The sequence below is a fragment of the Pseudomonas sp. AC229 genome (genome assembly GCF_979254655.1).
Window position 1 is genome coordinate 123354 of the sequence record NZ_CEEDHK010000008.1, and the last position, 25298, is coordinate 148651.

Genomic DNA, 25298 nt, shown 5'->3' on the forward strand with positions numbered 1-25298 from the left:
CAGGCCGATGTTTGGGCGGAATTATGGAAGAGGAATTCTTTACTAAGGGTAATTTTCTGCTAAATAAAAGGTTGCGATAACCAAGCGTGGCCGACGGTTTGTCGATGATGTTCCCGTAGCCACGTTGTGGTTGGAGGCCGTAATCCACTTCAGCCGCTGAAGCAAACCTGTATTGCCAGATTATTAGACTTTGCATGCAAAGACGAATGTGAGTTTTTTAACCGGATACGCCTCGGTAGGCGACCGTCCTGAGTGAAATGAAACACCGTTCTGAAAGACCAAACCTCTAATTTGAGTTTTACTTGTAAAAAAATTTAAAGCTATCAACTGTTCATTACGCGCGAGAACATGGTCTGATGCAACCATCTTGGGGTTGCCCAGATGAACGCCACCGCTAGTTTATTACTAATACCCGGAACAACGCTGATACGCCCTTTTTGCAATGCGCGAATGCCAGCTTTGACCACCGGAGCAGGCCTCATCATTAAGAGCCTGAGCCCTAATGTAACTTTCATGCCTGCAGCTTGCGCAAAGCCTGTGTCGGAAATGCCGGGGCAGAGTGAAGTCACCGTTATACCGTCCTTATTAAACTCCCGATGCAGCGCTTCCCCTAGGCGAAGCACATACGCTTTGGCTGCTCCGTATGCAGCCATATTCTCAACGCCGAAGTGAGATAAAAGACTCGCAACAAGCAATATTTTGCCCCTCCCTCGCTTGCGCATGTCTCCTCCGAATAAGAGAGTCAAAGTGGTCAGGCTTACTATGTCCAATTGCAACATTTCCCACACGCTGCTCACGGGCGTATCAAGAAAGATGCCTTGCAATCCACTGCCGGCATTGTTTATGAGGGTATCTATTATAATTCCTTTGTCGCAGAGTTGCGCATGAAGTTGGCATACGGCTTCTAAATTCGAAAGGTCAACTTGTTCTACCATTACCTCCACACCGAATTCGCTTTTCAGTGTCGAAGAGAGCGCTTCCAACCGATCGATTCGACGCGCGACGAGCACTAGGCCATATCCTCGGGCTGCGTATTGCCGTGCGAACTCCTCTCCAAATCCGCTGGAAGCTCCTGTAATAAGAACCCAGCTTTGATCGTTCGCGTTTGTCATAAGAGTGTCCTTTGAGATGGAATCAAGGTGCATCGACGGGGTAACATCTAACGCTTACTGCATTAAAAGACCATTGGTCTCCAAGCTAGCAGACCAATGGTCTCCAATCAAGCGGAAATGTAAACCTCATGACACCTGCCACCTCCCGAGCGCGCTCCCCTGAACAAAAGCAGGAAAAACGTACCCTTTTGCTGACTACGGCGAAAGAAATGTTATGCAAAGACCCCTCCGCCATAGATCTGGGGATCAACGAGTTGGCACGTCAGGCCCAGATGACAAAATCAAACGTCTATCGCTATTACGAAAGCAGTGAGGCGGTGTTGATGGACTTGCTAGTACAGGAATGCATGGGTTGGTATACAGACCTCTTGGAAAAGTTATCGGAAAACCGAGATGCTGAGCGCACGCCTGCCCAAATAGCTCTATGCTTTTCTTCAACCGTATCGGCTAGACGGTTGCTTTGCCGGCTCACGAGCATAATGCCGGCCATTCTCGAGCGAAACGTTTCGATGGAACGAATTGTGGAGTTCAAACGCCAGTTGTTGATTGCCAGAATAGATACGGCGAGAGCGTTTCACACATATGCACCCACGCTTTCCGAAGCGCAGTACGAACAGCTCTTACGCCATGCCCTACCCCTTATGATAGGCCTTTGGCCCTTGAGCAATCCTGTAGCCGATGCAGCACGCGCGGTCGAGCTTCCTGAACTCAAAAGTCTGAAATACAGCTTTGAGCAGGATTTGTGCGGTTCTTTAATTACGATAATGAACGGTATGATTTCGGCTGGCGCTCGAGAATAAAGCTACCGGATTGCTCACTTTCCCTTCGGCCAGATAAAAGTGTTGGGATGTTACAATTGCGAGAAGGAAATCAGGAAATGGTCCCGATTTCCCAAGTGCGGCCGTGGCTCTGCCGCATAGATAACACCGGGGAAAAACAGAGACCGCTGTTGCGGTAACAAGACCTCAATTCTGATTCCTGCCCTAACTCGAGCCATTCTTAGTGGCGATGTTATTCAAGTCCTTTGCGATCCTGCCTAGATAGTACACGGCGTTGCTGGAGGGTCGGCTTTTTAACTCTTTGGCCTTGTCGAGCAAGTATTACCCGCTCTCTCCAAGATATCTTGCGCTCGGCCCACCAAGTCCGTAGTTGCTGGGAGGCTTTATGGTAACGGTCAAAATGTTCTCCTCCGCAACTCTTAGGTTTGCAGTAAACCCATAGGTTGTTGCACATTCTAAACGGCTCGATACGCATAGCCTGAATGTCTTTCGGTAAAGTGCTCCCGAAAGAACCAGTAAGCAGCACTGTTAGCAGGGTAAGCAGTAAGCGGATGTACATTTACGCAATCACTTGTTTGTTTTAGTCCATGCGATGGCGCCGTACCGGACACGCAAGCGCGAGTCCGGGGCCATCTGGATCGTCACGGGTAGCAACAACCATCAGGCAGGCGCGAAGGTTAAAAACGGCGGCACTCTTGTGAAGTGCTCACCGACAGCAGAGGGCTACAGACGCAGCCCTCGTTTAGGCAGTGCAACTAACGCCGTGGAACGCGTCACACCACCTGCTGTAAAAAACTCCCGTGGCAGGGCTGCGTCAGGAGTTGGAAAAAGTACCCTCCCTAGTTCCATCAGGAGTCATACATAGTTTTCCAAAAACAATCGCTGATCTGCCCGAGCGCAACACTCGGTCAGTCAGTGGTGTCAATTGCGTAGGTTTCGCAGGGCGGCAGCCTGTTCTCAGCGCGGTTTCAGGTAATAGCCAACGGCGACCAGGTACTTACCTGCCCTTTGAAACAGGGCATGTTTATCCTCCACCTTCCCGGTCACAGGATTTCTCCAGCGATAGTCATATCCGCCGCTTTGGCTCTGCTTGGCCAAGGCAATAATTGGAGCGCCAACGGGTTTTCCCTCTGGGTCTTTGATGGTGGCGAAGTCGACGCCCACCAGACGCAGGTTGTAGCCATGCGCTACGTAACGACGGGTGTTGAGGTCAATCACGAACACGTACAAGTCGTCCTCCCGAAAGCTCGTCGACAAATCGTTGATTGAACGGATTGCGCTCTGGGGATCTTTGGCAAGTGCCGCAGCGGCCTTATCCAACAGTTCCTCTGCCTGTTTGGGTGAGGCGCGAGGAATGTACTGGCCGACAGCGAAAACACGATCGCCGACGCGTTGGTAGTACACGTGCTTGCGCTCAATGCGTCCGTCGCGCGCATTCATCCAGCGGTACTCCGCTGTGCCTACCTTTCCTTCCGGCGAGGCCAACGCGTCTGCAAACGCCTTACGCAACTCCGGCTCCAGGGTTTTGGACACATCACGTCCAATCAGCACGGCAGACGTGCCTCCGCTGGCCAGCATCGTTCCGTGGGTATCCACCACAAACACATAGTGTTCGCCATCAACGAACTCCCCCTGTCGGCTAAATGCAGCTAACGCGGCATCACCTTGAACGCGGTAATACTCCACGGCACTGCTCAGTAGCTTTTGTGCGCGTTCCCCTTCAGGGCTGTCGGCAGCGGAAGCGGTCATGGGTTGGCCTGCGAGCAGCCAACACGCCATTACCAGCCCTACAAACCTAGCGATTTGCATGTCTCTAACTCCAGATTTAAAAACTGCTTGGTAAACACGACGTCGAGCCGCCCTCCTCCTACCACTCACTTCGTGCCGGAGACAGGGGGAAACGCCACACCCACCTGCTTGGCGTAGGCCTGCCACGCGTCTTTCATGCGCTGTACGGTTTCAGGCTGCAGGGCGGAGAGATCGCGGGTTTCCCCACGGTCCTTGGCGATATCGAACAGCTGCCATTGCAGCGGCTGTGGCGGTGCGCCCATACCGACCTGCGGGCGCATGCCCAACAACTTGAAACTTCCGTCGCGGTAATAGGTGTTGCCAAACAGCTCGCCTGCCAACGGCCCGTTGCTGTGCGGCCCTGCATTCCCTGTCAGCATGGAAAGGATCGACTTGCCTGTAATCGGGTTCATGCCAGGCTCATTTGGCATAGGTAGCCCTGCCAGCTCGAGGAAGGTCGGAGCCAAATCATCAATTCGGGCAATTCCGTTCTCTACGCCCCGGCGAGCCTGCGATGTAGGCAGGTGCACAATGGCAGGCACGCTGATACCGCCCTCTGCCGTAGTGCCTTTGAACAGATGGAATGGGGCGGCGCTCACCTCGGCCCAACGCGGACCGTAGTCGATCTGGGAGCCCCGTCGCCCCAAGTTGGCGTAGCTATTGTCGGTACGTGGGCCTGCGGGATAGAACAACGTGTGATTCTCGCCAGCGGCTCCATTGTCGGACATGAACACAATAAGCGTGTTGTCGTACTGGCCGCTCTCGCGCAGGTACTCAACCAATCGCCCGATGTTGTGGTCGAGGTTGTCGACCATGGCGGCGTAAATCTCCATCTTCCGACTTTCAAGCTGCTTCTGCTCAGGACTCAATTGGGCCCAGTTTGGCAGCTGTGGCGTGCCAGGCAGTGGCTGGGCGGGGCTGAAGTCCGCCGGCAACAGGCCGAGCTTTTTCATCCGCTCGATACGGGCCATACGAATGCTGTCGTAGCCTTTGTCGTATTGCCCGCGGTACTTGTCCAGATAGGCGTCGGGCGCTTGAAGTGGCCAGTGCGGGGCCGTGTAGGCCGCGTAGGCAAAAAAGGGCTTGCCGTCTTTTCGGTTATTTTTCAGGTAGCTGATGAGCTTGTCGGTATAGAAATCAGTCGAGTAAAAATCATCCGGTAGCACGGCCGGCTGGCCGTTTTCGCGAAAGTTCACCTGCTCAATTCTGGTGGGATCTTCGCTGGCGGGTTTGAAGTGCGAAGCCCCTCCTTCCAATAGCGCGAAGGACTTCTCGAAACCCCGTGCCGCCGGCCCTTGCTCCGGTTCCAAGCCCAGGTGCCATTTGCCTACCATCGCGGTGTGGTAACCACCGGCCTTAAGTAACTCGGCGATCGAGTAGCTGTTGCGATTCAGGTAACCCTCATAACCAGGTTTGCCCGTTTGAAAAGGCTGCAGCGCCTCCGCCATGGTCCCCAATCCAGCTAGATGGTGGTCCGTACCCGACATCATCATCGAGCGCGACGGCGAGCAGGTGGGGGACGCGTACATGCCGGTCATTTTCAAGCCATCAGCGGCCAGTTGGTCCAGGGTCGGTGTTTTGATCTCTCCACCAAAACTTCCCAGATCGGAGTAGCCGAGATCGTCCGCCAGTATCAATAAAATATTGGGCCGATCCGTCGGCGCAGCACTCGCTGACCCGTGCACAAATGCCCCAAACAAAACGCTGCACATCAACCGGCTATAGCGCATTCCCACACCTTTTCGTTTCGTCGAGCTCATGGGCAGAAAGACCTTAGTTGGCACCGGCGCCCAGTCGAGAACCGGGCGAATAAGCCGCTGCAAACGCCGGGAGGGCTTGCAGTCGCGCGTACCACGCGGTGACGTTAGGGCGGTCGGCCCACAGCGAGGCAAGCCCCAAGTCTTCGAGGCGAACAATGCTGGGCATCATGGCGATGTCTGCCAGAGTCAGGTCGTCATGGGCGATCCATTGCGTCTTGCCAAGCGCCGCCTCCATACGCTCCAGCGACTGTTCGATCCGCTCCATTGCGTCGTCCAGTTTGTTTTGCGCAAACCCTTCTGGGCCCACTTCCAATGCGAAGTGCTTACGCAATGGCAGGCGACTCGCGAACGCTTGGCGTTGCTCCGGCTCCATGGCGCGCAACCCTCCCCCGAAGAATTTCTGGAAGGATGGATAGCGAATAGCTGGAGTCATGACTTCATCCAGGTATTGCACCCAAGCGCGCATCTGCGCACGTTCATAAGCATCTTTCGGAATCAGGGCAACTTCCGGAAACAGCTCTTCCAGGTACTCGTTAATCACCGTGGAATCGACAATGGGGCGGCCGTCATGTACCAGAGAAGGCACCAGACCATTGGGGTTGATTGCCAAATATTCCGGGGTCAGATGCTCACCACGTTCCAAACGAATGCGCACATCGGAGTACGCCAGCCCTTTATGGGCCAAAACAAAACGGACGCGCTGGCTGCAGGTTGAAATGCCTGCGTTGTAAAGTTCGAGACCACTCATAAACCATCTCCAAATCGGCTAACTGCCACCTGCCTTCAGGCACTATGCGTGGCGTGAAAAATAAAAAGCCCACGTGCCTTTCGAGACCAACAACGTTGGAAACACGCGGGCAAAAACGAATAGTGCCGCCCTGCCCTCAGGCCCCAAGGTCAACGCCGGAGCGTCACTCCTCGAAAATTGCGACGGCGCGAACAAAACCGGCTGAGGCGTGCTTGATCTTGTAAGGGAAGCAAGACACCTCGAATCCACTGGCCGGTAGCGTCTCCAGGTTCGAAAGCTTCTCCATCTGGCCGTATCCGATGTCACGCCCAGCCTTATGGCCTTCCCAGATAATCGAGGCGTCACCGTCGGCGGCAAAACGTTCACGGGTGAACTTGAAAGGCGCGTCCCAGCTCCAGGCGTCGGTACCGACTACGCGCACGCCTCGCTCGAGCAAATACAGCGTTGCCTCACGACCAATACCCACTCCTGCATCCAGGTAACCTGGCTGGCCGAACAACGCGCCGGCGCGGGTGTTCACCAGGACGATGTCCAGCGGCTGAAGTGCATGACCGATACGGGCCAGTTCGGCTTCGATCTCAGCTGCAGTCACCACATGGCCATCGGGCAGGTGGCGGAAATCCAATTTCACGCCAGGCTGCAGACACCACTCCAGCGGCAACTCATCAATGCCAAATGCGGGCTTCCCGCCGTCCGTGGTGGACGCGTAATGCCAAGGGGCATCCATATGGGTGCCGCTGTGGGTAGTGATTTGTAGACGCTCAGCCGCCCAGGACTCGTTGCCGGGCATTTGGTCTATCGAGAGACCGGGAAACATCGCAGCCATTTCTGGCCAGCCTTGCTGATGGTCGATGTAGTCGATTTTCGGCAGCAGAGGTGGCGGGTCGGTGTAAGGGTTGTTGTCCAGTGTAACGGAGAGGTCCACCAGGCGGCGTTTAGTTGATTTCATCGGTAGTCACTCGCGATTCTGCCTTCGACGCACGAGTACGACGTGCGCAAGGCGATGGATTGAGGGCGTTACGAATCAGGGCTGCGGCAGTGCCGTCATGGCGAAAGCCAAGGGACTTGGCGACCGGGGTTTTCATAGCGGGGAAAGATGCAAAAAGCCGCTCGAGCTCGGCGTCTGGTGCAAAGTCGATCAGGGCGCGTCTGTCCTCACCGAAAGCGGCCGCCAGGGCATCCATGATCTGTGCGATGGATAGGCGCAGTACGGGCAACTGCCAGACACGCTGTTTACCCAAGGCCGACGTTTCCAATTCGGCGGCTATGAGCAGGTTCTCCACGCAGCAAATCCCCGACATCCACCAGGCGCCTGCCTGAGGGGAAACCGGACATTGATAGCGCTCCCCGTTGGCAAACGCGCGCAACAAATCACTCATAAATGCCGAGCGAAAGCCGCTGGGCCCGGACGGTCTGGCCACAATCGCGGGCAGGCGAACCACTCGCCCATCAACCTCGCCACGACGGGCGAGGTCATTGATGGCTATCTCGATCATCTGCTTGTGAGCACCAAAGCTCATCAGCGGATTAGGTTCTGTGGCTTCGTCCATCCGCGCCGGAAATGGGCCGCCGTACACCGCCACACTGCTGGCGTAAACGAACACCGGAGCAACGCGCATGCAGCGCAGCTGGTTGAGCAGCTCCAGGCTTCCCAGCAGGTTGCCCTGATAGCCCACGGGGTAGTTTTCCTCGGCCAGGCCGCCGGGAATGCTGGCCAGGTGGAAAACCACATTTATGCCATCAGCCAACAGTCGCCGAATAACCGGGAGCTCACCGATGTCGCCGCGATGGAGACGAAGGCGTTGGTCTTCGGGAAATCCGGACAGCTCCTTGTCGAGCAACAGCAGAGCGCTAATCGGTTGGCCGCCTACCACGCCGTCACGCAGCAAATGCGTAACCAGTAAGCGACCGATAAAGCCGTTTGCGCCTGTGACCAATACCCGCATGTCGCGCTCCCTTACACAGATGCCGAGACGATGCGTTGATCGATGGCGCCGAACACCGAGAGGCCGTCGCTGCCTACAACATCCATGCGGATACGGTCGCCAAAACGCATAAAGCCGGTTTTGGGCGCGCCATGCTCGATCATCTCGATGGCTCGGCGCTCGGAAATACAGGCTGAACCGACACTGCGATCATCGTTCGACACGGTCCCGGAGCCGATAAGCGTCCCGGCGCCAAGGCGGCGGGTTAACGCTGCATGAGCGATAAGCTGAGGAAAGCTGAAGTGCATGGCCTGCCCGTGCGGATTGCCAAACCATTCACCATTCCATTCCACCTGAAGCGGCAGGTTCACTCGCCCGTTTGCCCAGGCATCGCCCAGTTCGTCGGGCGTGACCGCAACCGGGGCGAAGCTCGATGAGGGCTTGGCCTGTAAAAAACCAAAGCCCGTTTTCATTTCGCGAGGCGCCAACGCACGAAGGCTGACGTCGTTGATCTGCAACACCAACTTGATGTGCTCGGCGGCTCGATCTGCCGAGCAGCCCAGCGGAACATCGTCGACCAACACCACGAACTCACCTTCGAAGTCGATGCCCTGAGCTTCGCTGGGTAGGGCGATATCGTCGCGCCCGCCAATGAAATCATCGCCAGCGCCCTGGTACATCAGCGGTGTCACGTCGGCGCCTTCAATAGGCTCGATGTTGAAAGCTTTTTCCATCAAATTGCCGTGACTCAAAAAGGCCGAACCGTCACACCACTGATAAGCTCGCGGCAGCGGCGCCATGGCGGCTGACGGGTCAAATTCGAAGCTTTCTTCGGCAGTGCCATCGTTGAGCTCCTGATAAAGCCCCCGTAGCTCCGGCTCAATGCCCCACCAGTTTTCAATCGCGATCTGCAAAGTGGAGGCGATATGCGCCGCTGAAACTGCTCGGGTTAAATCACGAGAAACCACCACCAAGCGGCCATCCCGGCTCCCGTCCTTTAGCGTTGCTAGTTTCATTTCGCAGCTCCTAAGCTTTTTATGTCGAGGCCGGGCCTCTCTTTTAGAACCAACCGTTTTGCGGGGCACCTGCCGCTCACTTATCAGCAGTACAAACCCAGCATCAGGCCAACGTGCAGGCCTGTTCAAAGGTCAGGCGTGGACCGGCAGGACGCAGGCGCTGGGCATCTCCGTAGCCAAGGCTGCATAGGAAATTGCTTTTCCAGCGACCGTCCGCAAAGAACGTCTCGTCTACCATCGAATTGTCGAAGCCCGACATCGGCCCGCAATCAAGGCCAAGTGCGCGCGCCGCGAGCATCAGGTAGGCGCCTTGCAAACTGCCGTTACGCAGCGCTGCGACGGCCGCTAGCTGAGCGTTTGCTCGATAAGGAGCTGCCGCGTCGTAAGCGGGAAAAAGCTCAGGCAGATGCTCATAAAACTGCGAGTCGTAAGCGACGATCACAGTGACTGACGCCTCCAGCATCTTCTCGCCGTTATGCCCCTTCAACGCGGGGAGCAACTGTTGTTTGGCCGCCGCGCTGCGCACAAATACAAAGCGCGCGGGACAGCAGTTGTTGCTCGTCGGCCCCTGTTTCAGCGTGTCGTACAGCTGGTGCAACAACTCATCGTGGACCGGCGTGTCGAGCCAGCCGTTATGCGACCTGGCTTTGAAGAAAAGCTGGTCAAGTGCGGTCGAATCCAAAGCAGAAGACATGTGCGAAATCCCTCTGACCTCATGCAGAACAGCTATCTCTCTGCCGTCCAGGTCGTCATTTTCCAGAGGCCACTGTGTGAACAATGGCCATTCGTTAATCCTGTATTCCCCAAGAGGCAGCCCCCTGCCCCGCCTTACTGTTCTCCATCACCTCAATCTGATGAATCTCCGCGGCACAGATCGCAGCGCCGTAGCGACACATTCCCTCGAACCAAAAATCGGTAAGACGGCGGATGATGGACATAGGCGCTCCTCTCGTCGGGCGCACGAACGCCTTAGCTGACAGACCGGCTCATGGTTGGCTGCACAGGCTCGCGTTGGGGTTTTGGTTGGGTGACAGCAGCGGCTTCTGGCGTGGTTCTGTCTTGCGCACTGACCTCAGTCCGGCTTGCCGGCAACAAGAAGTACGCCAACGCAGGCAGAAGAACCAAGGCGCCAACCATGTTCCACACGAACATAAAGGCCAACAGCACGCCCATATCGGCTTGGAACTTAATCGGCGAGAGAATCCAGGTTGCCACGCCAATGGCCAAGGTAATGCCCGTGAGCATCACCACCTTGCCCGTGGACACGAGTGCCCGGTAATAGGCCTCGGACAGACTCGCTCCTTGGCGCAGATGGCCAAGCAGGATGCTCATAACGTAGAGCGCGTAATCCACGCCAATGCCGACGCCGAGGGCGATTACCGGGAGCGTGGCAACCTTCACACCGATGTTCAGCCAGACCATCAGGGCTTCGCAGAGAATGGAGGTCAGCATCAGCGGAATCACCGCACAGAGCGTGGCGCGCCAGGAGCGGAAGGTAATCAGGCAGAGCAGGATTACCGCACCGTAGACCCAAAACAGCATCTCGCGGTTGGCTTGCTTGACCACAATATTGGTCGCCGCTTCGATGCCGGCATTACCGGCGGCAAGGAGAAATTGCACCTCATCGGTGTTGTTGGTCGCCGCGAAGGTTTCCACTTGCTCGACCAAGCGAGTAAGGGTCTCGGCCTTATGGTCGGTGAGGTAGGCGTAGAGCGTCAGCAGGCTGCAATCTTCGTTGTACAACCCGCGCGGCGCACTGGCGGTGATCATGTTGAGCGTCGCTTGGTTGTTCTGCAGGTCGTACCATTTGGCGCTTCCTTCACTCAGCCCCACCAACATGCGGCGGTTCAGCAGCGCCAACGAGTTGGTCGAATCCACCCCAGGAAGCGAGCGCAGCTGCCAATCGAGTTTGTCGACTTTGGCCAGGATGTCGTAGCGCGTACAACTACCTGCTGGGGTTTTCACCATCACCGCAAACAAGTCACTGCTCGCACCGTAATGGCGAGTGAGAAACGCATCGTCCTGGTTGTACACCGAGTCGGCGCGTAGTTCGGGAGCGCCGGCATCCAGATCGCCAATTTTCAGCTGCAGGCTGACAATAAAACCCAGTGCCGCCAGGGCAAGGCTGATTGCAATGCACAGACTGGCCCAGCGACGGCGGGTAAAAAGATCCAGGAAGCGCCAGAACCCATGACGACGCTGTCCCGTGTTTTCCGCTTGTTCGCTCTTTAGGCTCAGTTGTGCGGCACGTGGCGTTACCCCGACATAGGAAAGCAGAACGGGCAGAAGAATCAGGTTGGTGAAAATCAGCACGGCGACGCCGATGCTGGCAATAACGGCGAGGTCCTGAATCACCTGGATCTTGATGATCATCAGCACAGCAAACCCTACGGCGTCACATAGGAGTGCTGTCAGGCCCGCTAGAAACAAACGGCGGAAGGTGAAGCGAGCCGCGACCACACGGTGCATACCGCGGCCAATGTCTTGCATGATGCCGTTCATTTTCTGCGCGCCGTGGCTCATGCCAATGGCGAATACGAGGAACGGCACCAATACGGAATAGGGATCCAACTGGTAGTTCAACAGCGGTAGTAATCCCAACTGCCAGACCACCGCCACCAGCGAACAGAACACCACCAAAACGGTGCTGCGCAGGCAACGGGTGTACCAATACAACACGGCAGTCGTGATCAGAATCGCTGCGGCGAAAAACATCAGAATCTGTTTGAGGCCCGCAATCAGGTCACCGACTTTCTTGGCGAAACCGGTGATATGAATTTCCACCTTGTCGCTCTGATAGGCGCTGCGCAGGGCCTCCAGTTGGTCAGACAGTGCCGAGTAATTCAACGGCTTGCCGTCTGGTGTTGTGGCCAGCAACGGCACATAAATGATGCTCGAGGTTTGGTCGAACGCGACCAACTGCCCCAGCTCATTGGAGCGCTGCACGTTTCGACGCAGTTCGTCCAGGCTGCTTGGATTGCCACTGTAGTCATCAGGAATGACGGGGCCACCGTCCAGTCCCTCTTCGGTCACGGCCACCCAGCGCGTTGCTGGCGTCCACAGGGATTTCATAAAGGCGCGGTCAACACCTGGCAACAGGTAGAGTTTGTCGCTCAACGCTTGCAGTGTTTTCAGGTACTGCGCGTCGTAGATGTCGCCTTGCTTGTTGGCCACTACGATGCGCAGTGCGTTGCCCAAACCGGTCAGCTGCTTTTCGTTTTCCAGGTAGTTGGCGATGTAGGGATGATGCGTGGGGATCATCTTCTCGAAGCTGGCGTTCAACTCCACGCGAGTGGCCTGGTAGCCAAGAACCAATGTGGTCAGCACGCAAATTAACAACACCCAGAACCGGTGATTGAACAGCATGCGTTCTACCACCGACCCAGAACGTGGGTCGAAATTAGCCAGGCTCGCCGACGCTTGGCTCGCCTCGGATTGGTTGGAAAGAGAATTTTCCAAAGACTTCATAAACTCACTCCGAAGCAATAGCGGCAGACGGTGTTACACGCAGCACGCCGGTGAAACCAGCCAGCACCAAGCTGCCGTCAGCAGCTTCAACAACACTGGCGACGGGCATGCCCAATGGCTTGCCGTATAGGGTCAAAGCGGCCGCTTTTGCGCCGGTGCGGAACATCGCCCCACCCTGGTTTACCAGCAACAGCTGGCCATCCGCGGTACGTACGGCATCGCTAAAGGAAACCGGCATGGGGACAGGTGCCGCACTGAAGCTTTCGCCCTGATCGGAGGAGACAAAGGCGTTGCCCTTCAAACCGGCGGCCAGCAATGTGCCGTCATCACCGATTTGTAGAGTGAAGAAACTGCCTTCATAGGGGCTGGCGAGTTGTTTGAAGGTTTTGCCTGCGTCATCCGAGCGAGCCAAGTAGCCTTGTTCGCCCGCCAAAACCCAGTGCTCGCCTTGTCGCGCAATAGCGTAAAGATGCAGGCCAGTGGGGTTTTCAACCTGCCCTACGACCGAATGCCAAGTAACACCGCCATCATCGGTACCGAACGCCAAGCCATAGGCTCCAACAATCAAACCGTGTTGCGCGTCGGTGAACTGCAAAGCAAGGAATGGCTTATCCGCACCGTCTTGGACGAAGCGCTCTGCCGCCTGAATCCTTACTTCAGCCAGATCTTTGTCGGTAGCAGCGTCCATTTGCTGCCTGGCTGCATCCAGTTCCAGCTGCGCGGCCTTGTTGCCCTCTAACTGTAGAGCCCAATGCTCACCGCCATCCTGGCTCGCCAATACAACACCGGCGTGCCCAACCGCCCAGCCCCGCTTGGCATCGACAAACTGCACCGCAGTAAGGCTGACAGAGACGGGCACCTCGGCTTGACGCCAAGTAGTGCCGTTATCATCGGAAAGCAGAACGATACCGCGCTCTCCAACAGCCACCAGGCGACTGTCGGCACGAGCTAGATCCAAAATTACCGAGCGCTGAGCTTGGGGTACTTGTATAGCTGGCGTGTTCAACACATCAGCCACAACGGCAGCATCAGCAAAGCTCAACGGCAGCAAAGCCATCAGCCACAACAGCCGTCCTGCCAAACAAATTCTGTTCATTCCCAACCTCGAGAAAACATTTAAAGGGGCTGGCGAAGCAGCCCGTTAAAGCTCAACTCTCGTAGCCCAACGCGCAGCGTTCTGCTGCAAATGCGTTGGGCTACGCCAGACCAGGTGCCGGTATTAACGAACACCAGCACCGGCCATGGCCGCGGGTGAAAACTCTGCTGTTTTGTATCGATCTACGATGCGGTATTGATCTGCCATACCGGCATACACGCTCTGAATAAACCAGGCGCCAGAATTCAGGTCATAGAAGCCGGCAGTGGCTTGGGCAACGGCGGGTACATCTGGCATGACGTAGGGCAGCGACCAGAGCGTTTTAGCCAGTTGGCCGTTAGCGTCCCAGCGGTCGCCCAGCACGGCTTGCCAAGTGTCCTCATCGAGGTAGTAACGACCCTTCGGCAGCTGGTGACGTTTGCCCGGTGCCAGCTCCGCCTCCACCACCCACACGCGGTGAAGCTCCCAGCGCATCTGGTCGGGGTTCATGTGGTGCGGGGAAAACAGGTCTTCTGGTTTGCTCGCTGTCAGCGCTTTGTTGGTGTTGTAAGGGATGTACATCTCTTTCTTACCCACCAGCTTCCAGTTGAAGCGATCCATGCGCCCCTGGAACACGTTCAATTCGTCAAACGACATCACGCCTGCGGTTGCCGGTGTAGGCGTATCGCAGCATGCGTTCGGCAGTTTGCGAACGCGGCGCTGGCCACTCAGGTAAACGTGCGCTTGCGATAGTTCGCCATTGACGTTGGTACGGCCCATGATCTGCTCACCGGCGCGAATAGGTGGCCCCACGTTCAGCAAACGGAACAGCCAGTAATCACCGGTAAAGGTTTCTGGCGTGCCGTCCTGGTAGTACCACGGCATTTCCTGGATGGCCTGACCTTCAGTGGTCAGAACCTGGTTGCCATCGGCGGTCATCAGGTAATGGCGGATGTGCATGGAAACCGAAACACCGCGCCAACTCAGCAGGTGGTTCCACATCGCCTCAGCGCCGTTCTGTGGAATCGGGAAAGGGATACCACCGTAGGCCCCTTGAGGGACTGGGCCAGCGTTGCTGTCGACCAGCTTGCCGCGGGTCGCGTTTTTCAGGGTGTTGTCATATACCCATTGCGGGGCGGCAGCACTGCGGCGCGTCGGATATACATCGACGCGATACGTGTCTGGGTAGCGCTTGAACATCTCCTTGGTTCCGTCGGTGAGCTTGTCTGCATACTGCGCGAGGTTCTTCGAGGTAATGCTAAGCAACGGTTTATCAGCAGCGAACGGATCCAGTCGTTTACCACCCGGTTTATAGGCCGGGTCAACTTTGGTGTAACCGCCGTCCCAAGCAGGAATGCTGCCATCGGCATTGCCGGCGCGCTCTGCGCCCAATGGAGTAAGGCTGGTACCAAGCTTGGCAGCCTCTTCGGCAGTGGCAGCGACAACGGCTTGGCTGGAAATAGCCAGGGTACTGAGCACGGCGAAGCACAAGGCTTTGAGCGTGAACGCTCTATTTTTTATTTGAGTTGTCATGCGCAAGTCCTCTTAAAACGTGGTCTTGACGGAGAAGGCCACGTAATCACGGTCCTTCAACGATTGTTTGTAATTGAATTGGTTGGCCGAATTGAGAGTGGTGTCTTCAGGGCCATAGAAGTGCGTGTAGGTCAGACCGGCTGTTACACGGTCCAGATAGGTCGCAGTGATGCCGATGTTCATATCGCCACCCTTGTTCGGGCCAAACGAGCTGACCATTGCGGATTTACCCATCGGGAAGTAGCTCAAGCCAACCGGGATGCTGATATCCACGCCGGAGAACAACTGGCGGTAGGTAGGGGTGTAAACCATCTTTAAACCGACCGCGTCATCGGTGGCATTGGGGTCGAGCCGGTCGCGGTTTTTAGTCACGCTCAGCAGGCGATTCCACGCGATCTCAGCGACCAGGCCGGACTCTTTTGCAAGGAAGTTAGGGCCGAAGGAAGCGAGCACGTTGAGGTTGACGTGAGCCGTACGGCCAACCGCATACAACGGGTCGTCGTCGTTGTCGGCATCAATGCCCGGCAACACGGTGCCCGATCCCGAGATCAGCGGCATGTTCCAGCGCATCGATGCTTCACCCGCGAAGCTGTACTCATCCATCGTGGTGGAGAAACTTGCGCCGAGTGCCCGGATGTCTTCCGGATAAACCCAGTAGTAATCACCGATCTTGCCGCTGCTGAAGTCCGGCGCACCGGTACCAGGCTTCAGGTACAACTTCGGCGTTTTGTCGTGGTACTGGATGGCGTACAGACCGTAGTCAACGTTTTCACCGGCGTACTTCAGTTGCAGGCCGCCCTGCCCCGAGTCTTTCGCATCCTTGTCTTTGCCGTGGTAGAACGCAGCCGGACTGTCCGGGTTGCCGCCCAGAAAAGCCGGGAACGGAGCGCCGACGATCAGACGCTCGTTGCCCTCACCCAGGGTGTCACTCGTGGAGAAGTAACTACCGGCACCGGCCAGACGCGTTTCTTCCCACTTAAGCTGGTAGAACGCGCCCAGGGAGATCGCATCCGTAAGCTGGAACGTGGTGGAAAGCTGCTCGACAGGGCGCGTGATTTCTTTGAACTGAGTGTTGGGTACGGACTGTGCTTTCACCACATCCACCGGGGCCATGCCACCGGCAATACCGTTAGCGCCGAAGAACAGGCTTTCGCCCCAGATCAAACCATGGCGACCGACACGCACGGAGGTCGCGTGATCAGCGATATCGCCGTTCCAATATACAAATGCATCCAACAGTTCGCCGTCACCGCCATGCAGGTGGCGAGTGTCATCAGTGAACTCGTCGTAGGCCACCGAACGCTGGTTGGCGCGGGCTGCGTTGTTATCGTTGTCGTCCTGATAGACCGTGTCATACCAGCCGGCACCGCTGACACGGGCACCCATATTTTTGAACGACAAATCGAGCTCGGAGAGGATATCCAAGCGATTGGAGATCAGCCCCTTATCGAAGCTGCGATCGCCGTCGTCCTGGTTGCGAGCCACAGCACTTTCGCTGAGTCGGCTGCTTTGATCTTTTGTGCGCCAAGCGGCGCTGTATTTGGCAGTGTTATCCCAACGCAAATTGAAGTCGGGATTACCGGTATCGACTTGAAACGCCTGCGCGACGGGCAACCCCAGCACTAAGCTGGCAGCCATCGTCAGAGTGAAAGGTGCGCACCGCAAGGCCGCAGTTTTGCGAGTAGCCATCTATGTAACCCTCTTTATTATTTTTGTTCGTGTCAGCACTTTTTAATCAACCGCCTAGCCCAAAGCTCGACGCGGCTTTCCCTGCACACCGAGCGCGCGTTGTTGCTGCACGCGTGCCCGCCCGATGTGCTCAGATAGATCTGCTAGGAGAAAAAAGGGGCTGCAGCCGAACGAGAGCCGGGGAAGGCTTTATCGGAGAGCCCCAAAAAAGTTGTTCGCTTGCATGAGGAAATGGCAGCCAACGTTGCGCCTCGAACACGCTCCACTTTGCAAATACTGGAGGGCTCGGGAAACGGGCTTGCTTCGGCGCCGCGGCGAGGGTTTTCGGCATAGAAAAACCGCGCAACCGGGGCGAGCACACAGGAAGTTTTCACGGAAAAAATAGCGTCCAAACGAGAGGACGGCTGCATGGATTCTTTGTTCATTATTAGCTCCACGTTCCTACGATCAGTTGGCGTTCCGGATCAAAATCAGAAGCGCCGATGTCGTGTTGGGAGGGAGCTTGTAGGAATTGGATGAGGTTGGGAAATCGCTTGTAGGGATGTGATGTATCGCTGAAAGCGGTAGCTGGTGGACTATAGATTGGGCACTTATGCAGAGCTGATTAAGCTCTGCATCCGAGCGATCTGAGGCGGCAGGCGGCGAAAAAAACAACGGAAATCCGCTAGCTCCGAAGGGGTGCTCTCAACGGGATTTCGGTTACCAATACTTTCTATCGGTTCGTGCCAGCCGAAGACCAACTAGCGCAGAGACCTCAGGATTCATCTGTAGCTACAGCTTTTGCCGGTCAGAAGCGGAGCTTTATATCCCGAGAATAAATGCTTCCCCCCTTCCCCTTTTGTCCAACGCTACAACCGGTGATGTTCAATGAGAAAGTCCACGAACACACGCACCCTTATCGGCATTGCCGGGCCGCCTACAAATACCGCATGAATCGGCTCGCGGTCGCCGGGATTCCAGGTTTGCAGCAGCGGTATCAGTGCGCCGCGCTTTAGATCTTCGCTCACGCTGAATTCTCCGATACGCGCAACGCCGGCCCCTAGTCGAGCGAGTTGTGCCAGCGCCTCGCCACTGCTGCATTCGATATTGCCGCTGACCTTTAGGGAAAATTCTTTTTCGTCGCGCACGAACGGCCAGTTGGGTTCGGCACGGCGGAAGTTGAAGCGCAGGCAGTTGTGCCGCAGCAAATCTTCCGGTTCCTGAGGAATGCCATAGCGCTCTAAATAATCGGGCGAGGCCACGACCACTTGGCCGGTGTCGCCAATTTTGCGCGCGGTGAGGGGGCTGTCCGGCAGATAACCAAAACGCACCGCCACGTCGGCCTGGCCGCCAAGGATGTCGACCACTTCATCGCCCAGGGTGAGGTCGACGACGATGTTCGGGTAGCGCGCGCTGAATGCCGCCACCAGAGGAACGATGGCCATCCGCCCGTGACCGAGGGCGGCGCTGACCCGCAAGCGGCCTCTGGGAACGCTCTGGTCGGCGATGGCTTCTTCAACCTCGGCCATGTCCGCCAGGATGCGCCGCGCCCCGCGCAGGTAAGCCTCGCCCTCGGCGGTAAAGGTAATGGCGCGGGTGGTGCGCAACAGTAAGCGGGTGCCAAGCCGCTGTTCGGTGCGCGCGATGATCCGGCTGACCGCCGAGGGCGTCATCCCCAGCGCGCGCGCGGCCGCCGATAGGCTGCCTTCCTGCGCAACCGTGGCGAACACGCTCATTTCACCCGACCTGCCGTTGTCGTCCATTTGTGCTCCGCACGCAAAGGTGCTTGCCGGAAAAGCGATCTACCGCCTGAAAAGGCTTGATCGTAGCATTCGCGGCATAGATAAGGAGCCTCTCATGCGTATCAATCCACCGCTTGTAGCACTTGCCATTGGTGCGTTCGGCATCGGCGTTACTGAGTTCGCCCCCATGGGCATGTTGCCGGGCATCGCGAGCGATCTCGGCGTTTCCATTCCTGCCGCTGGCCTGCTGGTTAGCGCCTACGCGCTCGGCGTATTGCTCGGCGCGCCGCTGATGACGCTGACCACCGGCCGAATTCCACGGCGCTATTTACTGATCGGGCTGATGGCGATTTTCACTCTGGGCAACCTGATGTCCGCCCTGGCGACCGATTACTACAGCCTGATGGTCGCCAGGGTGGTCACTTCGCTGAACCACGGCGCGTTCTTTGGCGTTGGTTCCGTCGTCGCCGCCAGCGTGGTCGCTCCGGAGAAACGCGCCGGGGCGGTTGCGGCGATGTTCATGGGCCTGACGCTCGCCACCATCGGCGGTGTGCCGCTGGCTGCCTGGTTTGGTGAATTGCTCGGCTGGCGCACGGCATTTTGGGGAATTACAGGCCTTGGCGTGCTGGCCATGGCCGCATTGTGGTTCGCCTTGCCCAACGTGCCGGCGCCAAAAAGCGTCGGAGTAATGGCCGAAATTCAGGCGCTGGGCCGTGGCCCGGTGCTGGGGGCGTTGGCCCTGACCGTGGTTGGCTCAAGTGCGATGTTCACCGTATTCACCTATATCGCGCCGATCCTCAGCAGCGAAACCCACGCGTCCACCGCCTTTATCACGGCCATGCTGGTGCTGTACGGCGTGGGGCTCACGTTGGGCAACGTGTGGGGCGGCAAGGCCGCCGACCGCTCGATAGACCGCACCCTGATCGTATCGCTGGGCGTGCTGATTGTTGTGCTGCTGGCGTTCACAGTGCTTATGCGCTGGCCGCTGCCGGCGGCCGTAGCCATCCTGATATGGGGTATTGCCAGCTTCGCCATCGTGCCGCCGCTGCAGATGCGCGTGATGGAGGCCGCCAAAGGCGCACCCAATCTGGCCTCGGCGGTAAATATCGGCGCCTTCAACTTCGGCAATGCAATTGGTGCTGCGTTGGGCGGCGCGGTGATCAACGCGGGATTGGGTTATCCGGCGATTTCGCTGGCTGGTGCGGTGATGGCGGCGCTGGGGCTGATGATGGTGTTGGGGTTTGCCTGGCGCTCTAAAACGGTAACCGCTGCCGTGGTGTGAGGGCCGCTTGGGTTTGATAGGTGTCAATGGTCGCTACTGATAAGTGGCGGCTTCTGGCCGATTGTGCCCTGTCGTGACCGGCTGCAATCGGCCAGGAGCGGACGCTGAGAACAATGAGTTTTTGACTAGCCCGACGGCATCCGCATTAGCACTGAGCGGATAATCTGTAATCCGCCGCGTTCGTTTTCTCTCACCTCGTCCGGTGTTCTGTCATCTAGTGCCGAGCAGGGCGAGCCATACCAACTGACGGCGTTCTCTTCCATATACCCGGCAAGCACTATGGCGATATCTTCATCCTGCACTGCGTCCAGCAAGATGGATTTGTCTATCAACTGCAACCACGCAGACCGGTATTCGCACACGAACTGCTGCCAAGCTAAATCGCCGGGGTACTCAGCTTCTAGAGTTTGCGTAGAGTTCATCGCTCGTGTCCAAAAGGTTGTGAGCTGGGTGTGCCATAGATTCATGTTGCCGTAGCTTCCCGCCGCTAAGAACAGGCAGCCGTCGCCCAAAGAGGGCACGTCCTTAAGTCAAACTTGGCGCTATATGCGGGCAAGGACCTTCATCAGACACAACCGGCTAAAAGCTTTACGCTACTCGTATCATCAAGATCATAACTAGGTTGCAGGCATGAGCAGTGATCAGAGCTGGAAAGAGAGCTCGAAGCAAATAGACGCGCTAAACATCGAAATCTATTTTTTGCTGCAGAGTGATTTCTATGGTGGCGATCCCAATAGCTACGAGCAGATCAACGATCCTAAGTACCTAGAGCCATTGTCGCTTCCTGATTTTGCGCGTGCATCAGAAAATTTTGCCACTACTGCTGAAGCCGTTGGCAATGAAGAGCAATTGATCTCGTACTACAGACAGATAGTTGAGCGAGGGGAGTCTGTTGGAAGGAGCTTCAACGAGTTAAGACATTATTTTTGGCTTAGGCTTTACCTTGGAAATGAAACTGATGGCATCAGCTTTTCCTTTCCTTGGTACGACTCCCTTACTGAAATTCAGAGCGTTACAAGCTGGCTATCTAGTGCGCAAGAGCAAGACCTCTTTGACATCGACCAGGGGTGGCAACTGGAGGCAGCCCAGGCTTCGGGCTTTCTCCACATCCGCGAATTCGATCCAGACAGCGATGAAAACTATGACAACGTGAAGGTACCCCTTAGCGAGGTCGCTGAATCTGCAAAGCTTGTAGAAACTCGTGCTCAGGTGATCATAGAGCGCTTAGCTGCGGAGTTAGGGGTCGATGTTTGGTCGAAACACGTCAAAGAAGCAGCCTTTGGCACGAGCGATTGGCAGCCTAAGCGCTCAATCGAACTAACCCCGGAAAAGCAGCGTTTTTGGGGGAGCCTCGCTGCGTTCTGCGCCAGTTTTTTCAAACGCTAGCGTCCGTCGCTGGCCGTTGGTGAAATGCAGCAATCGGCCAAAAACAGGCTCTCAAATGCATTCACAGCAGCGGAGACGGCTCGCGGATCTTGTATTCAACCATCAGCTCCCAGCTCAAACTTTTCAGCCCATACATTCCAGTCAACCCATGCGGTGGGTTCCTTAAATACGCCCTCAAACAAATAGGCGCGTAAAGCACCAACCTTCTCAGCAACAGGCTCAAGGTCTTCAACTGAATATTCATCCTTGAAACCGTCAGGATTTTTGGGATCGCCAATGTATTCGGTCAGCCTCCTTGTCGAACTTGCAACGCCATGGAACACAAGCACTCCTGATATCGCTCGCGCACCGTCAGCCATTAGTGGGTGCCCGACCATCGGAAACAATCCAGCCACGGGAATTCGTACCGCTCTGCCATTCACTACAGGTTTACCAAAGCAGGCATTCGTGAAATGAAGCTGATCGAAGTGTTCTTGAATTATCTTCATAGAGTTCGACGCGAAACTGGATAGGCAAGAGGGACGAATAGATTACTCCATACGTCTGCTTCTGGCCGAAAACGGAGGTTTGTAGGCATCAAAAAAGTCCTCAATGAAGGTTCTTGAACCCCTTATTATCCACGCCCATCGGGCGAACTCGCCCAATACAAAGCAGCCCCACTATCACCTGCACCACCGCAACTGCCACAAGCGCAGACGGCAACTCCGCAACCACACCGCCAGTCACTGCAAGCACCACCAGCGGACTAATGAACTCACCTGCAAACAGCGCGGCGGTGAATCCCCCAGCAGCACGACCGCGATGCTCGAAGTCGACGTAGGACATGATCCTGGTGATCAAGACTGGCAACATCAGCCCAACCCCCAGGCCATTGATCAGCACCGCGACGACCACCAATGCATGACTGCCGGCGACCGCCATCATCAAGCCGCCAGCCCCGGCTAGAACAAACGCAAGGAGCAACTGCTTCGAGGCCGAAAGCTGTCCAAGCAGCCGGAACCCGAGCGCACCGGCGAGCACACCCAGCTGATTGGCGCCCATGGTCATGCCGATCTGTTGCGGGGCATCCACATGCAACAGATTGAGCAAAAAGCCTGCCTGAACGGGGACGATGAAAAGGCTGACGCCAGCCAACACGCTCAACAGGTAAAGCGGTGCCAATCGCTTCCATGGGAATGCAGTAGCCGCGGCTTCTGCAGCACGCTTCGCACCCTCTTCAGAAGGCTCCCAAAGCAGCTTGGCCATCAAGGGCAGAAACAGCAGTCCCACGGCATAAAGAGCAAACGGTGTACGCCAGCTGTTTTCACCCAGCAGGCCACCCGCCGCGATAAATACGGCGGCCGATAGCGACGTTGCCACCATCTGCATGGCGAACAGTCGTTCACGTTTGGCGCCGCTGTAGTAATCGCCCATCAGCGTTGTACAGCCGGTCATGATCGCGGCTTCAGCCAGGCCAATACCCGCGCGACTAAGAACAATCGCCGGCAGAGAGTCGAGCCAAAGCGGCAACAGGCCACACAGACTGTAAAGCAACATGGCCCACAGCAGCATGGGTTTGCGCCCAAGCCGGTCAGCAATCACTCCGGCGAACGGGGCCGTAACGGCAATGACCAGCGCTGGTAGTGTCAACGCGATGGGCACCATTACCGTGGCCCCGGGCGTTTCGGCAAAGTGTTCCTGCATGCGGGGCAGCACCGGCGCCAGTAGCACTGCGCCCAGAACCGGCAGGCAACTACCGAGCAGTAGAAGCAAGGATTGCGGCAGTCCAGCGGAACGCTCAACACTCATGACGCACCTCCTGTCCCAGCAGCACACTAAACGCTGCGCCAAACGCCACAACGACCTTGTACAAGTGGTAGAGAAACAGTTTCGAACAACGCATGGCAGCTGACTCTTATTGTTTTTAAAATCGCGGGACCCGCTGATCAGGATTTGGGGTGGTTATGGCCGGGCGCTCACGTTTGAAAATGTCCGACAGCGTCGCTGAGCTCTCCGCCTACACGCTGCAATTCAATGGTTGATCGCTGTAACTCAACGCTTTCCCGGGCATTGTCCTCGGCCACGTCGCGGACACGTTGCATGCTCACGCTGATTTGCTCAGCGACCAGGCTTTGCTGCTCTGAAGCCTCAGCAATCTGCTGGTTCATTTGCTCCACACTTGAAACGGCCGTGGTAATGCGCGCGAGGGACTGTGAGGCTTTGTTGGCCAGAGCTACGGTCTCTTCGGTTAATGCATGACTACCTTGCATGCGGTCCGCAGCCTGTTGCGCAACAAGGCGTAATCGTGAGATCAGCGCTTCGATTTCCAGCGTCGACTTCTGGGTGCGCTTAGCTAACCCGCGGACTTCGTCGGCGACAACGGCAAAGCCTCGACCATGCTCACCAGCGCGCGCGGCTTCGATGGCAGCATTGAGTGCCAGTAGGTTGGTTTGTTCGGCGACAGATTTGATGACATCGAGCACGCCACCAATAGAGGCGCTCTCGTTGAGGAGCGATTGCATCGATTCAGAACAACCGACCATCTCGATGGCCAGCCGGTCAATTTTGCTGCCTGCTTGCTTGACCAGCTCATCACCGTCACGGGCCTGCCGGTCAGCATGTTCCATGGCAATCCGGGCCTCGCTTGCTTTACTGGCCACCATTACGGCTGTCGCGGTCATTTGCTGCATGGCAGTAGCCGCCAGCTCGGTTTCCTTCCGTTGCAGTTCTACGCCCTGGCTGTTCCTCTGAATCACGTCGGCAAGCCCGGAAGCCATGACATTAAGTAGACCTACGCCCTGCCCTATCCTTCCGACCAGGCCGCGAAGGCTGCCGAGCATGTCTCCAACAGCACCGAGCAATTGGCCCAGTTCATCGTCACGCTTCACCGCGTCGCGGGGCTGCCCCAGGTCCCCATTTGCAACCCTTCGGGCAAGCTCAACAGCCAGCGTTAGCGGTTGAAGCACCAGATGGCGAATCAACAGACCAGCGCCGACGCCGACACCCAGCGCCAACAGTGTGATAAGCGCCAGCTGTCTGTTTGCGCTTTGGCTGTCGCTGCTGATCGCCAGACTTTGATGTGCATTTGCCTGGGCGAGTAGCTCTGCCACTCGCTGCGTCTCGGTGTTCATGGACGTTTTGGCACGGGCAGTCTGCTGGCGGCTCTCCACAAACTGCTCAAAGGCTTTGCGGTAGTCGGCCAGCGCTGCGCCTGCCGCCTTGAGTGATTCGAGATCCTGGGTGCCGACGCTAGAGCTTTGCGCCTGCATCGCGGAAATTAGGTCGCTCATGCTGAGCTCCCAGTCCTGGCGATAGCGGTCGTCGCCATCGAGCGAGTAATAGAGCTCGCTGTCACGCAGCTTCGTCAGCTTGTCACGCAGGGCTGCCGACTGTTCGAGTCCAGACATGCTTTCAGATGTCGGAGTTTGCGTCTGTTCTACCTCATCATTGATGGCATCGAACTGATCCAGAAACACACCTGTAAAACTCTCCCCAGCAGACTGGGCACGCTCCTGCATCAACAGGCGGGCCTTACGAGCCATGCGTAGGGAGTCGGCGTAGTTGACGAACTGCGCTAGGTAGGCATTGGACGCGTTTTTGATTACTACGCCGGAGTCATCATCTGCTCGACCGCCTTCGACCAATCCAGCCAACTCATTCAGCGCCTTAGGTACCTGTGCTGCGACCTCAGCGTCCAGACTCAAAGCGAATTCTTTTTCATCGATTCGTGCCTGGAGAATGAGCGCCTGAATGGAGGACTCATCCCGCAGTGCTTCACTACGAGACTGCAGCATTTGAAGTGAGTGAAATGCAGTCGCCGCCACCCCTATCGTGAACAGCAAGACTAATCCGAAACCGAAAGAAAGCTTTGTTCCGACCGATAGATTTCCGAGCAACCGAATGAGTGCAGACATAGGTAAACAGCTCGCCTTGAGGGAGCGTGACCTACACGACGTACTCATCAGTCTTGGCCTGCATCAGCCGCACCTGACGTGGATACGCCGGTAGCTGTACTCACCTGCCGATGAGTACATGTC

The 25298-nt window shown here is 56.7% G+C and carries 22 protein-coding genes and 1 pseudogene; 3 read left to right on the forward strand and 20 right to left on the reverse strand.

The genetic code is table 11. The features are described 5' to 3' along the window. Positions 1 to 323: 323 nt before the first annotated feature. Positions 324 to 1112, reverse strand: a complete 789-nt coding sequence (locus tag AC0IW7_RS13105) for an SDR family NAD(P)-dependent oxidoreductase (RefSeq protein WP_471818519.1) — start codon at positions 1110 to 1112, stop codon at positions 324 to 326. Positions 1113 to 1240: 128 nt separating this feature from the next. On the opposite strand from AC0IW7_RS13105, the gene AC0IW7_RS13110 reads away from it, so the two are divergent. After that, entirely contained in the window at positions 1241 to 1912 is a 672-nt protein-coding gene (locus tag AC0IW7_RS13110) for a TetR/AcrR family transcriptional regulator (protein WP_471818521.1), read from the forward strand. A 936-nt stretch (positions 1913 to 2848) separates the two neighbouring features. Here the strand turns inward: AC0IW7_RS13110 and AC0IW7_RS13115 are convergent. From AC0IW7_RS13115 to AC0IW7_RS13180, 14 genes are all read right to left on the reverse strand, one after another. Further along, positions 2849 to 3640 carry a cache domain-containing protein gene (locus tag AC0IW7_RS13115; RefSeq protein ID WP_471818523.1) on the reverse strand — a complete coding sequence of 264 codons (792 nt, stop codon included), beginning with the start codon at positions 3638 to 3640 and terminating at the stop codon, positions 2849 to 2851. Between the two features lie 125 nt (positions 3641 to 3765). Further along, positions 3766 to 5409: an arylsulfatase gene (locus AC0IW7_RS13120; RefSeq protein ID WP_471818691.1), complete on the reverse strand. Its 1644-nt coding sequence runs from the start codon at positions 5407 to 5409 to the stop codon at positions 3766 to 3768. 43 nt (positions 5410 to 5452) lie between these two features. After that, on the reverse strand, positions 5453 to 6187 hold the full coding sequence (locus AC0IW7_RS13125) for a glutathione S-transferase family protein (RefSeq protein ID WP_471818524.1): 735 nt from the start codon (positions 6185 to 6187) through the stop codon (positions 5453 to 5455). A gap of 163 nt (positions 6188 to 6350) precedes the next feature. Then, on the reverse strand, positions 6351 to 7136 hold the full coding sequence (locus tag AC0IW7_RS13130; protein ID WP_471818526.1) for a cyclase family protein: 786 nt from the start codon (positions 7134 to 7136) through the stop codon (positions 6351 to 6353). Further along, positions 7123 to 8133: an NAD-dependent epimerase/dehydratase family protein gene (locus AC0IW7_RS13135; protein WP_471818528.1), complete on the reverse strand. Its 1011-nt coding sequence runs from the start codon at positions 8131 to 8133 to the stop codon at positions 7123 to 7125. Before AC0IW7_RS13135 ends, AC0IW7_RS13130 begins: the two co-directional genes overlap by 14 nt. 11 nt (positions 8134 to 8144) lie before the next feature. After that, positions 8145 to 9128 carry a fumarylacetoacetate hydrolase family protein gene (locus AC0IW7_RS13140; protein WP_471818530.1) on the reverse strand — a complete coding sequence of 328 codons (984 nt, stop codon included), beginning with the start codon at positions 9126 to 9128 and terminating at the stop codon, positions 8145 to 8147. Between the two features lie 103 nt (positions 9129 to 9231). Beyond that, the gene (locus AC0IW7_RS13145) at positions 9232 to 9822 is read right to left on the reverse strand and encodes a malonic semialdehyde reductase (RefSeq protein ID WP_471818532.1); all 591 of its coding nucleotides are present in this window, start codon (positions 9820 to 9822) and stop codon (positions 9232 to 9234) included. A gap of 94 nt (positions 9823 to 9916) precedes the next feature. Beyond that, on the reverse strand, positions 9917 to 10066 hold the full coding sequence (locus AC0IW7_RS13150) for a hypothetical protein (RefSeq protein ID WP_471818534.1): 150 nt from the start codon (positions 10064 to 10066) through the stop codon (positions 9917 to 9919). Between the two features lie 31 nt (positions 10067 to 10097). After that, the gene (locus AC0IW7_RS13155; RefSeq protein WP_471818693.1) at positions 10098 to 12494 is read right to left on the reverse strand and encodes an efflux RND transporter permease subunit; all 2397 of its coding nucleotides are present in this window, start codon (positions 12492 to 12494) and stop codon (positions 10098 to 10100) included. A gap of 106 nt (positions 12495 to 12600) precedes the next feature. Beyond that, positions 12601 to 13692, reverse strand: coding sequence for a WD40/YVTN/BNR-like repeat-containing protein (locus AC0IW7_RS13160; RefSeq protein ID WP_471818535.1), 1092 nt, complete (start codon positions 13690 to 13692; stop codon positions 12601 to 12603). 123 nt (positions 13693 to 13815) lie between these two features. Beyond that, a complete protein-coding gene (locus AC0IW7_RS13165) occupies positions 13816 to 15204 on the reverse strand; it encodes a DUF1329 domain-containing protein (protein ID WP_471818537.1) in 1389 nt (462 codons plus the stop codon). A 12-nt stretch (positions 15205 to 15216) separates the two neighbouring features. Then, positions 15217 to 16893 (reverse strand): DUF1302 domain-containing protein, encoded by a 1677-nt coding sequence (locus tag AC0IW7_RS13170; RefSeq protein WP_471818539.1) that lies wholly within the window; start codon positions 16891 to 16893, stop codon positions 15217 to 15219. Between the two features lie 143 nt (positions 16894 to 17036). Continuing rightward, a complete protein-coding gene (locus AC0IW7_RS13175) occupies positions 17037 to 17318 on the reverse strand; it encodes a hypothetical protein (RefSeq protein WP_471818540.1) in 282 nt (93 codons plus the stop codon). A 423-nt stretch (positions 17319 to 17741) separates the two neighbouring features. Then, positions 17742 to 18635: a LysR family transcriptional regulator gene (locus tag AC0IW7_RS13180; protein ID WP_471818542.1), complete on the reverse strand. Its 894-nt coding sequence runs from the start codon at positions 18633 to 18635 to the stop codon at positions 17742 to 17744. A 94-nt stretch (positions 18636 to 18729) separates the two neighbouring features. Here AC0IW7_RS13180 and AC0IW7_RS13185 point away from each other — a divergent pair, with 94 nt between their 5' ends. Then, entirely contained in the window at positions 18730 to 19896 is a 1167-nt protein-coding gene (locus tag AC0IW7_RS13185; protein ID WP_471818543.1) for an MFS transporter, read from the forward strand. 125 nt (positions 19897 to 20021) lie between these two features. Here the strand turns inward: AC0IW7_RS13185 and AC0IW7_RS13190 are convergent, their stop codons facing one another. Then, positions 20022 to 20408, reverse strand: coding sequence for a hypothetical protein (locus AC0IW7_RS13190; protein WP_471818545.1), 387 nt, complete (start codon positions 20406 to 20408; stop codon positions 20022 to 20024). A gap of 118 nt (positions 20409 to 20526) precedes the next feature. Between AC0IW7_RS13190 and AC0IW7_RS13195 the strand changes: the two genes are divergently transcribed. Beyond that, the gene (locus AC0IW7_RS13195) at positions 20527 to 21282 is read left to right on the forward strand and encodes a hypothetical protein (protein WP_471818547.1); all 756 of its coding nucleotides are present in this window, start codon (positions 20527 to 20529) and stop codon (positions 21280 to 21282) included. 95 nt (positions 21283 to 21377) lie between these two features. Here AC0IW7_RS13195 and AC0IW7_RS13200 read toward each other — a convergent pair whose 3' ends face one another. The 4 genes and pseudogenes from AC0IW7_RS13200 to AC0IW7_RS13215 all read right to left on the reverse strand — a co-directional run. Continuing rightward, positions 21378 to 21770, reverse strand: coding sequence for a hypothetical protein (locus tag AC0IW7_RS13200; protein WP_471818549.1), 393 nt, complete (start codon positions 21768 to 21770; stop codon positions 21378 to 21380). Between the two features lie 100 nt (positions 21771 to 21870). Then, a complete protein-coding gene (locus AC0IW7_RS13205) occupies positions 21871 to 23070 on the reverse strand; it encodes an MFS transporter (protein WP_471818551.1) in 1200 nt (399 codons plus the stop codon). 167 nt (positions 23071 to 23237) lie between these two features. Continuing rightward, entirely contained in the window at positions 23238 to 24101 is an 864-nt protein-coding gene (locus tag AC0IW7_RS13210) for a methyl-accepting chemotaxis protein (protein ID WP_471818695.1), read from the reverse strand. Then, positions 24096 to 25223, reverse strand: a pseudogene (locus tag AC0IW7_RS13215) (HAMP domain-containing protein); the annotation flags it as partial. The gene AC0IW7_RS13210 and the pseudogene AC0IW7_RS13215, both read right to left, overlap by 6 nt. Between the last annotated feature and the right edge of the window lie 75 nt (positions 25224 to 25298).

Excerpts from the sequence above, each read along its gene's own strand:
- AC0IW7_RS13105 (WP_471818519.1), bottom strand. The coding sequence starts at position 1,112 with ATGACAAACGCGAACGATCAAAGCTGGGTTCTTATTACAGGAGCTTCC.
- AC0IW7_RS13110 (WP_471818521.1), top strand. The coding sequence starts at position 1,241 with ATGACACCTGCCACCTCCCGAGCGCGCTCCCCTGAACAAAAGCAGGAA.
- AC0IW7_RS13115 (WP_471818523.1), bottom strand. The coding sequence starts at position 3,640 with ATGACCGCTTCCGCTGCCGACAGCCCTGAAGGGGAACGCGCACAAAAG.
- AC0IW7_RS13120 (WP_471818691.1), bottom strand. The coding sequence starts at position 5,409 with ATGCGCTATAGCCGGTTGATGTGCAGCGTTTTGTTTGGGGCATTTGTG.
- AC0IW7_RS13125 (WP_471818524.1), bottom strand. The coding sequence starts at position 6,187 with ATGAGTGGTCTCGAACTTTACAACGCAGGCATTTCAACCTGCAGCCAG.
- AC0IW7_RS13130 (WP_471818526.1), bottom strand. The coding sequence starts at position 7,136 with ATGAAATCAACTAAACGCCGCCTGGTGGACCTCTCCGTTACACTGGAC.
- AC0IW7_RS13135 (WP_471818528.1), bottom strand. The coding sequence starts at position 8,133 with ATGCGGGTATTGGTCACAGGCGCAAACGGCTTTATCGGTCGCTTACTG.
- AC0IW7_RS13140 (WP_471818530.1), bottom strand. The coding sequence starts at position 9,128 with ATGAAACTAGCAACGCTAAAGGACGGGAGCCGGGATGGCCGCTTGGTG.
- AC0IW7_RS13145 (WP_471818532.1), bottom strand. The coding sequence starts at position 9,822 with ATGTCTTCTGCTTTGGATTCGACCGCACTTGACCAGCTTTTCTTCAAA.
- AC0IW7_RS13150 (WP_471818534.1), bottom strand. The coding sequence starts at position 10,066 with ATGTCCATCATCCGCCGTCTTACCGATTTTTGGTTCGAGGGAATGTGT.
- AC0IW7_RS13155 (WP_471818693.1), bottom strand. The coding sequence starts at position 12,494 with ATGCTGTTCAATCACCGGTTCTGGGTGTTGTTAATTTGCGTGCTGACC.
- AC0IW7_RS13160 (WP_471818535.1), bottom strand. The coding sequence starts at position 13,692 with ATGAACAGAATTTGTTTGGCAGGACGGCTGTTGTGGCTGATGGCTTTG.
- AC0IW7_RS13165 (WP_471818537.1), bottom strand. The coding sequence starts at position 15,204 with ATGACAACTCAAATAAAAAATAGAGCGTTCACGCTCAAAGCCTTGTGC.
- AC0IW7_RS13170 (WP_471818539.1), bottom strand. The coding sequence starts at position 16,893 with ATGGCTACTCGCAAAACTGCGGCCTTGCGGTGCGCACCTTTCACTCTG.
- AC0IW7_RS13175 (WP_471818540.1), bottom strand. The coding sequence starts at position 17,318 with ATGAACAAAGAATCCATGCAGCCGTCCTCTCGTTTGGACGCTATTTTT.
- AC0IW7_RS13180 (WP_471818542.1), bottom strand. The coding sequence starts at position 18,635 with ATGGACGACAACGGCAGGTCGGGTGAAATGAGCGTGTTCGCCACGGTT.
- AC0IW7_RS13185 (WP_471818543.1), top strand. The coding sequence starts at position 18,730 with ATGCGTATCAATCCACCGCTTGTAGCACTTGCCATTGGTGCGTTCGGC.
- AC0IW7_RS13195 (WP_471818547.1), top strand. The coding sequence starts at position 20,527 with ATGAGCAGTGATCAGAGCTGGAAAGAGAGCTCGAAGCAAATAGACGCG.
- AC0IW7_RS13200 (WP_471818549.1), bottom strand. The coding sequence starts at position 21,770 with ATGAAGATAATTCAAGAACACTTCGATCAGCTTCATTTCACGAATGCC.
- AC0IW7_RS13205 (WP_471818551.1), bottom strand. The coding sequence starts at position 23,070 with ATGAGTGTTGAGCGTTCCGCTGGACTGCCGCAATCCTTGCTTCTACTG.
- AC0IW7_RS13210 (WP_471818695.1), bottom strand. The coding sequence starts at position 24,101 with ATGCTCGGCAGCCTTCGCGGCCTGGTCGGAAGGATAGGGCAGGGCGTA.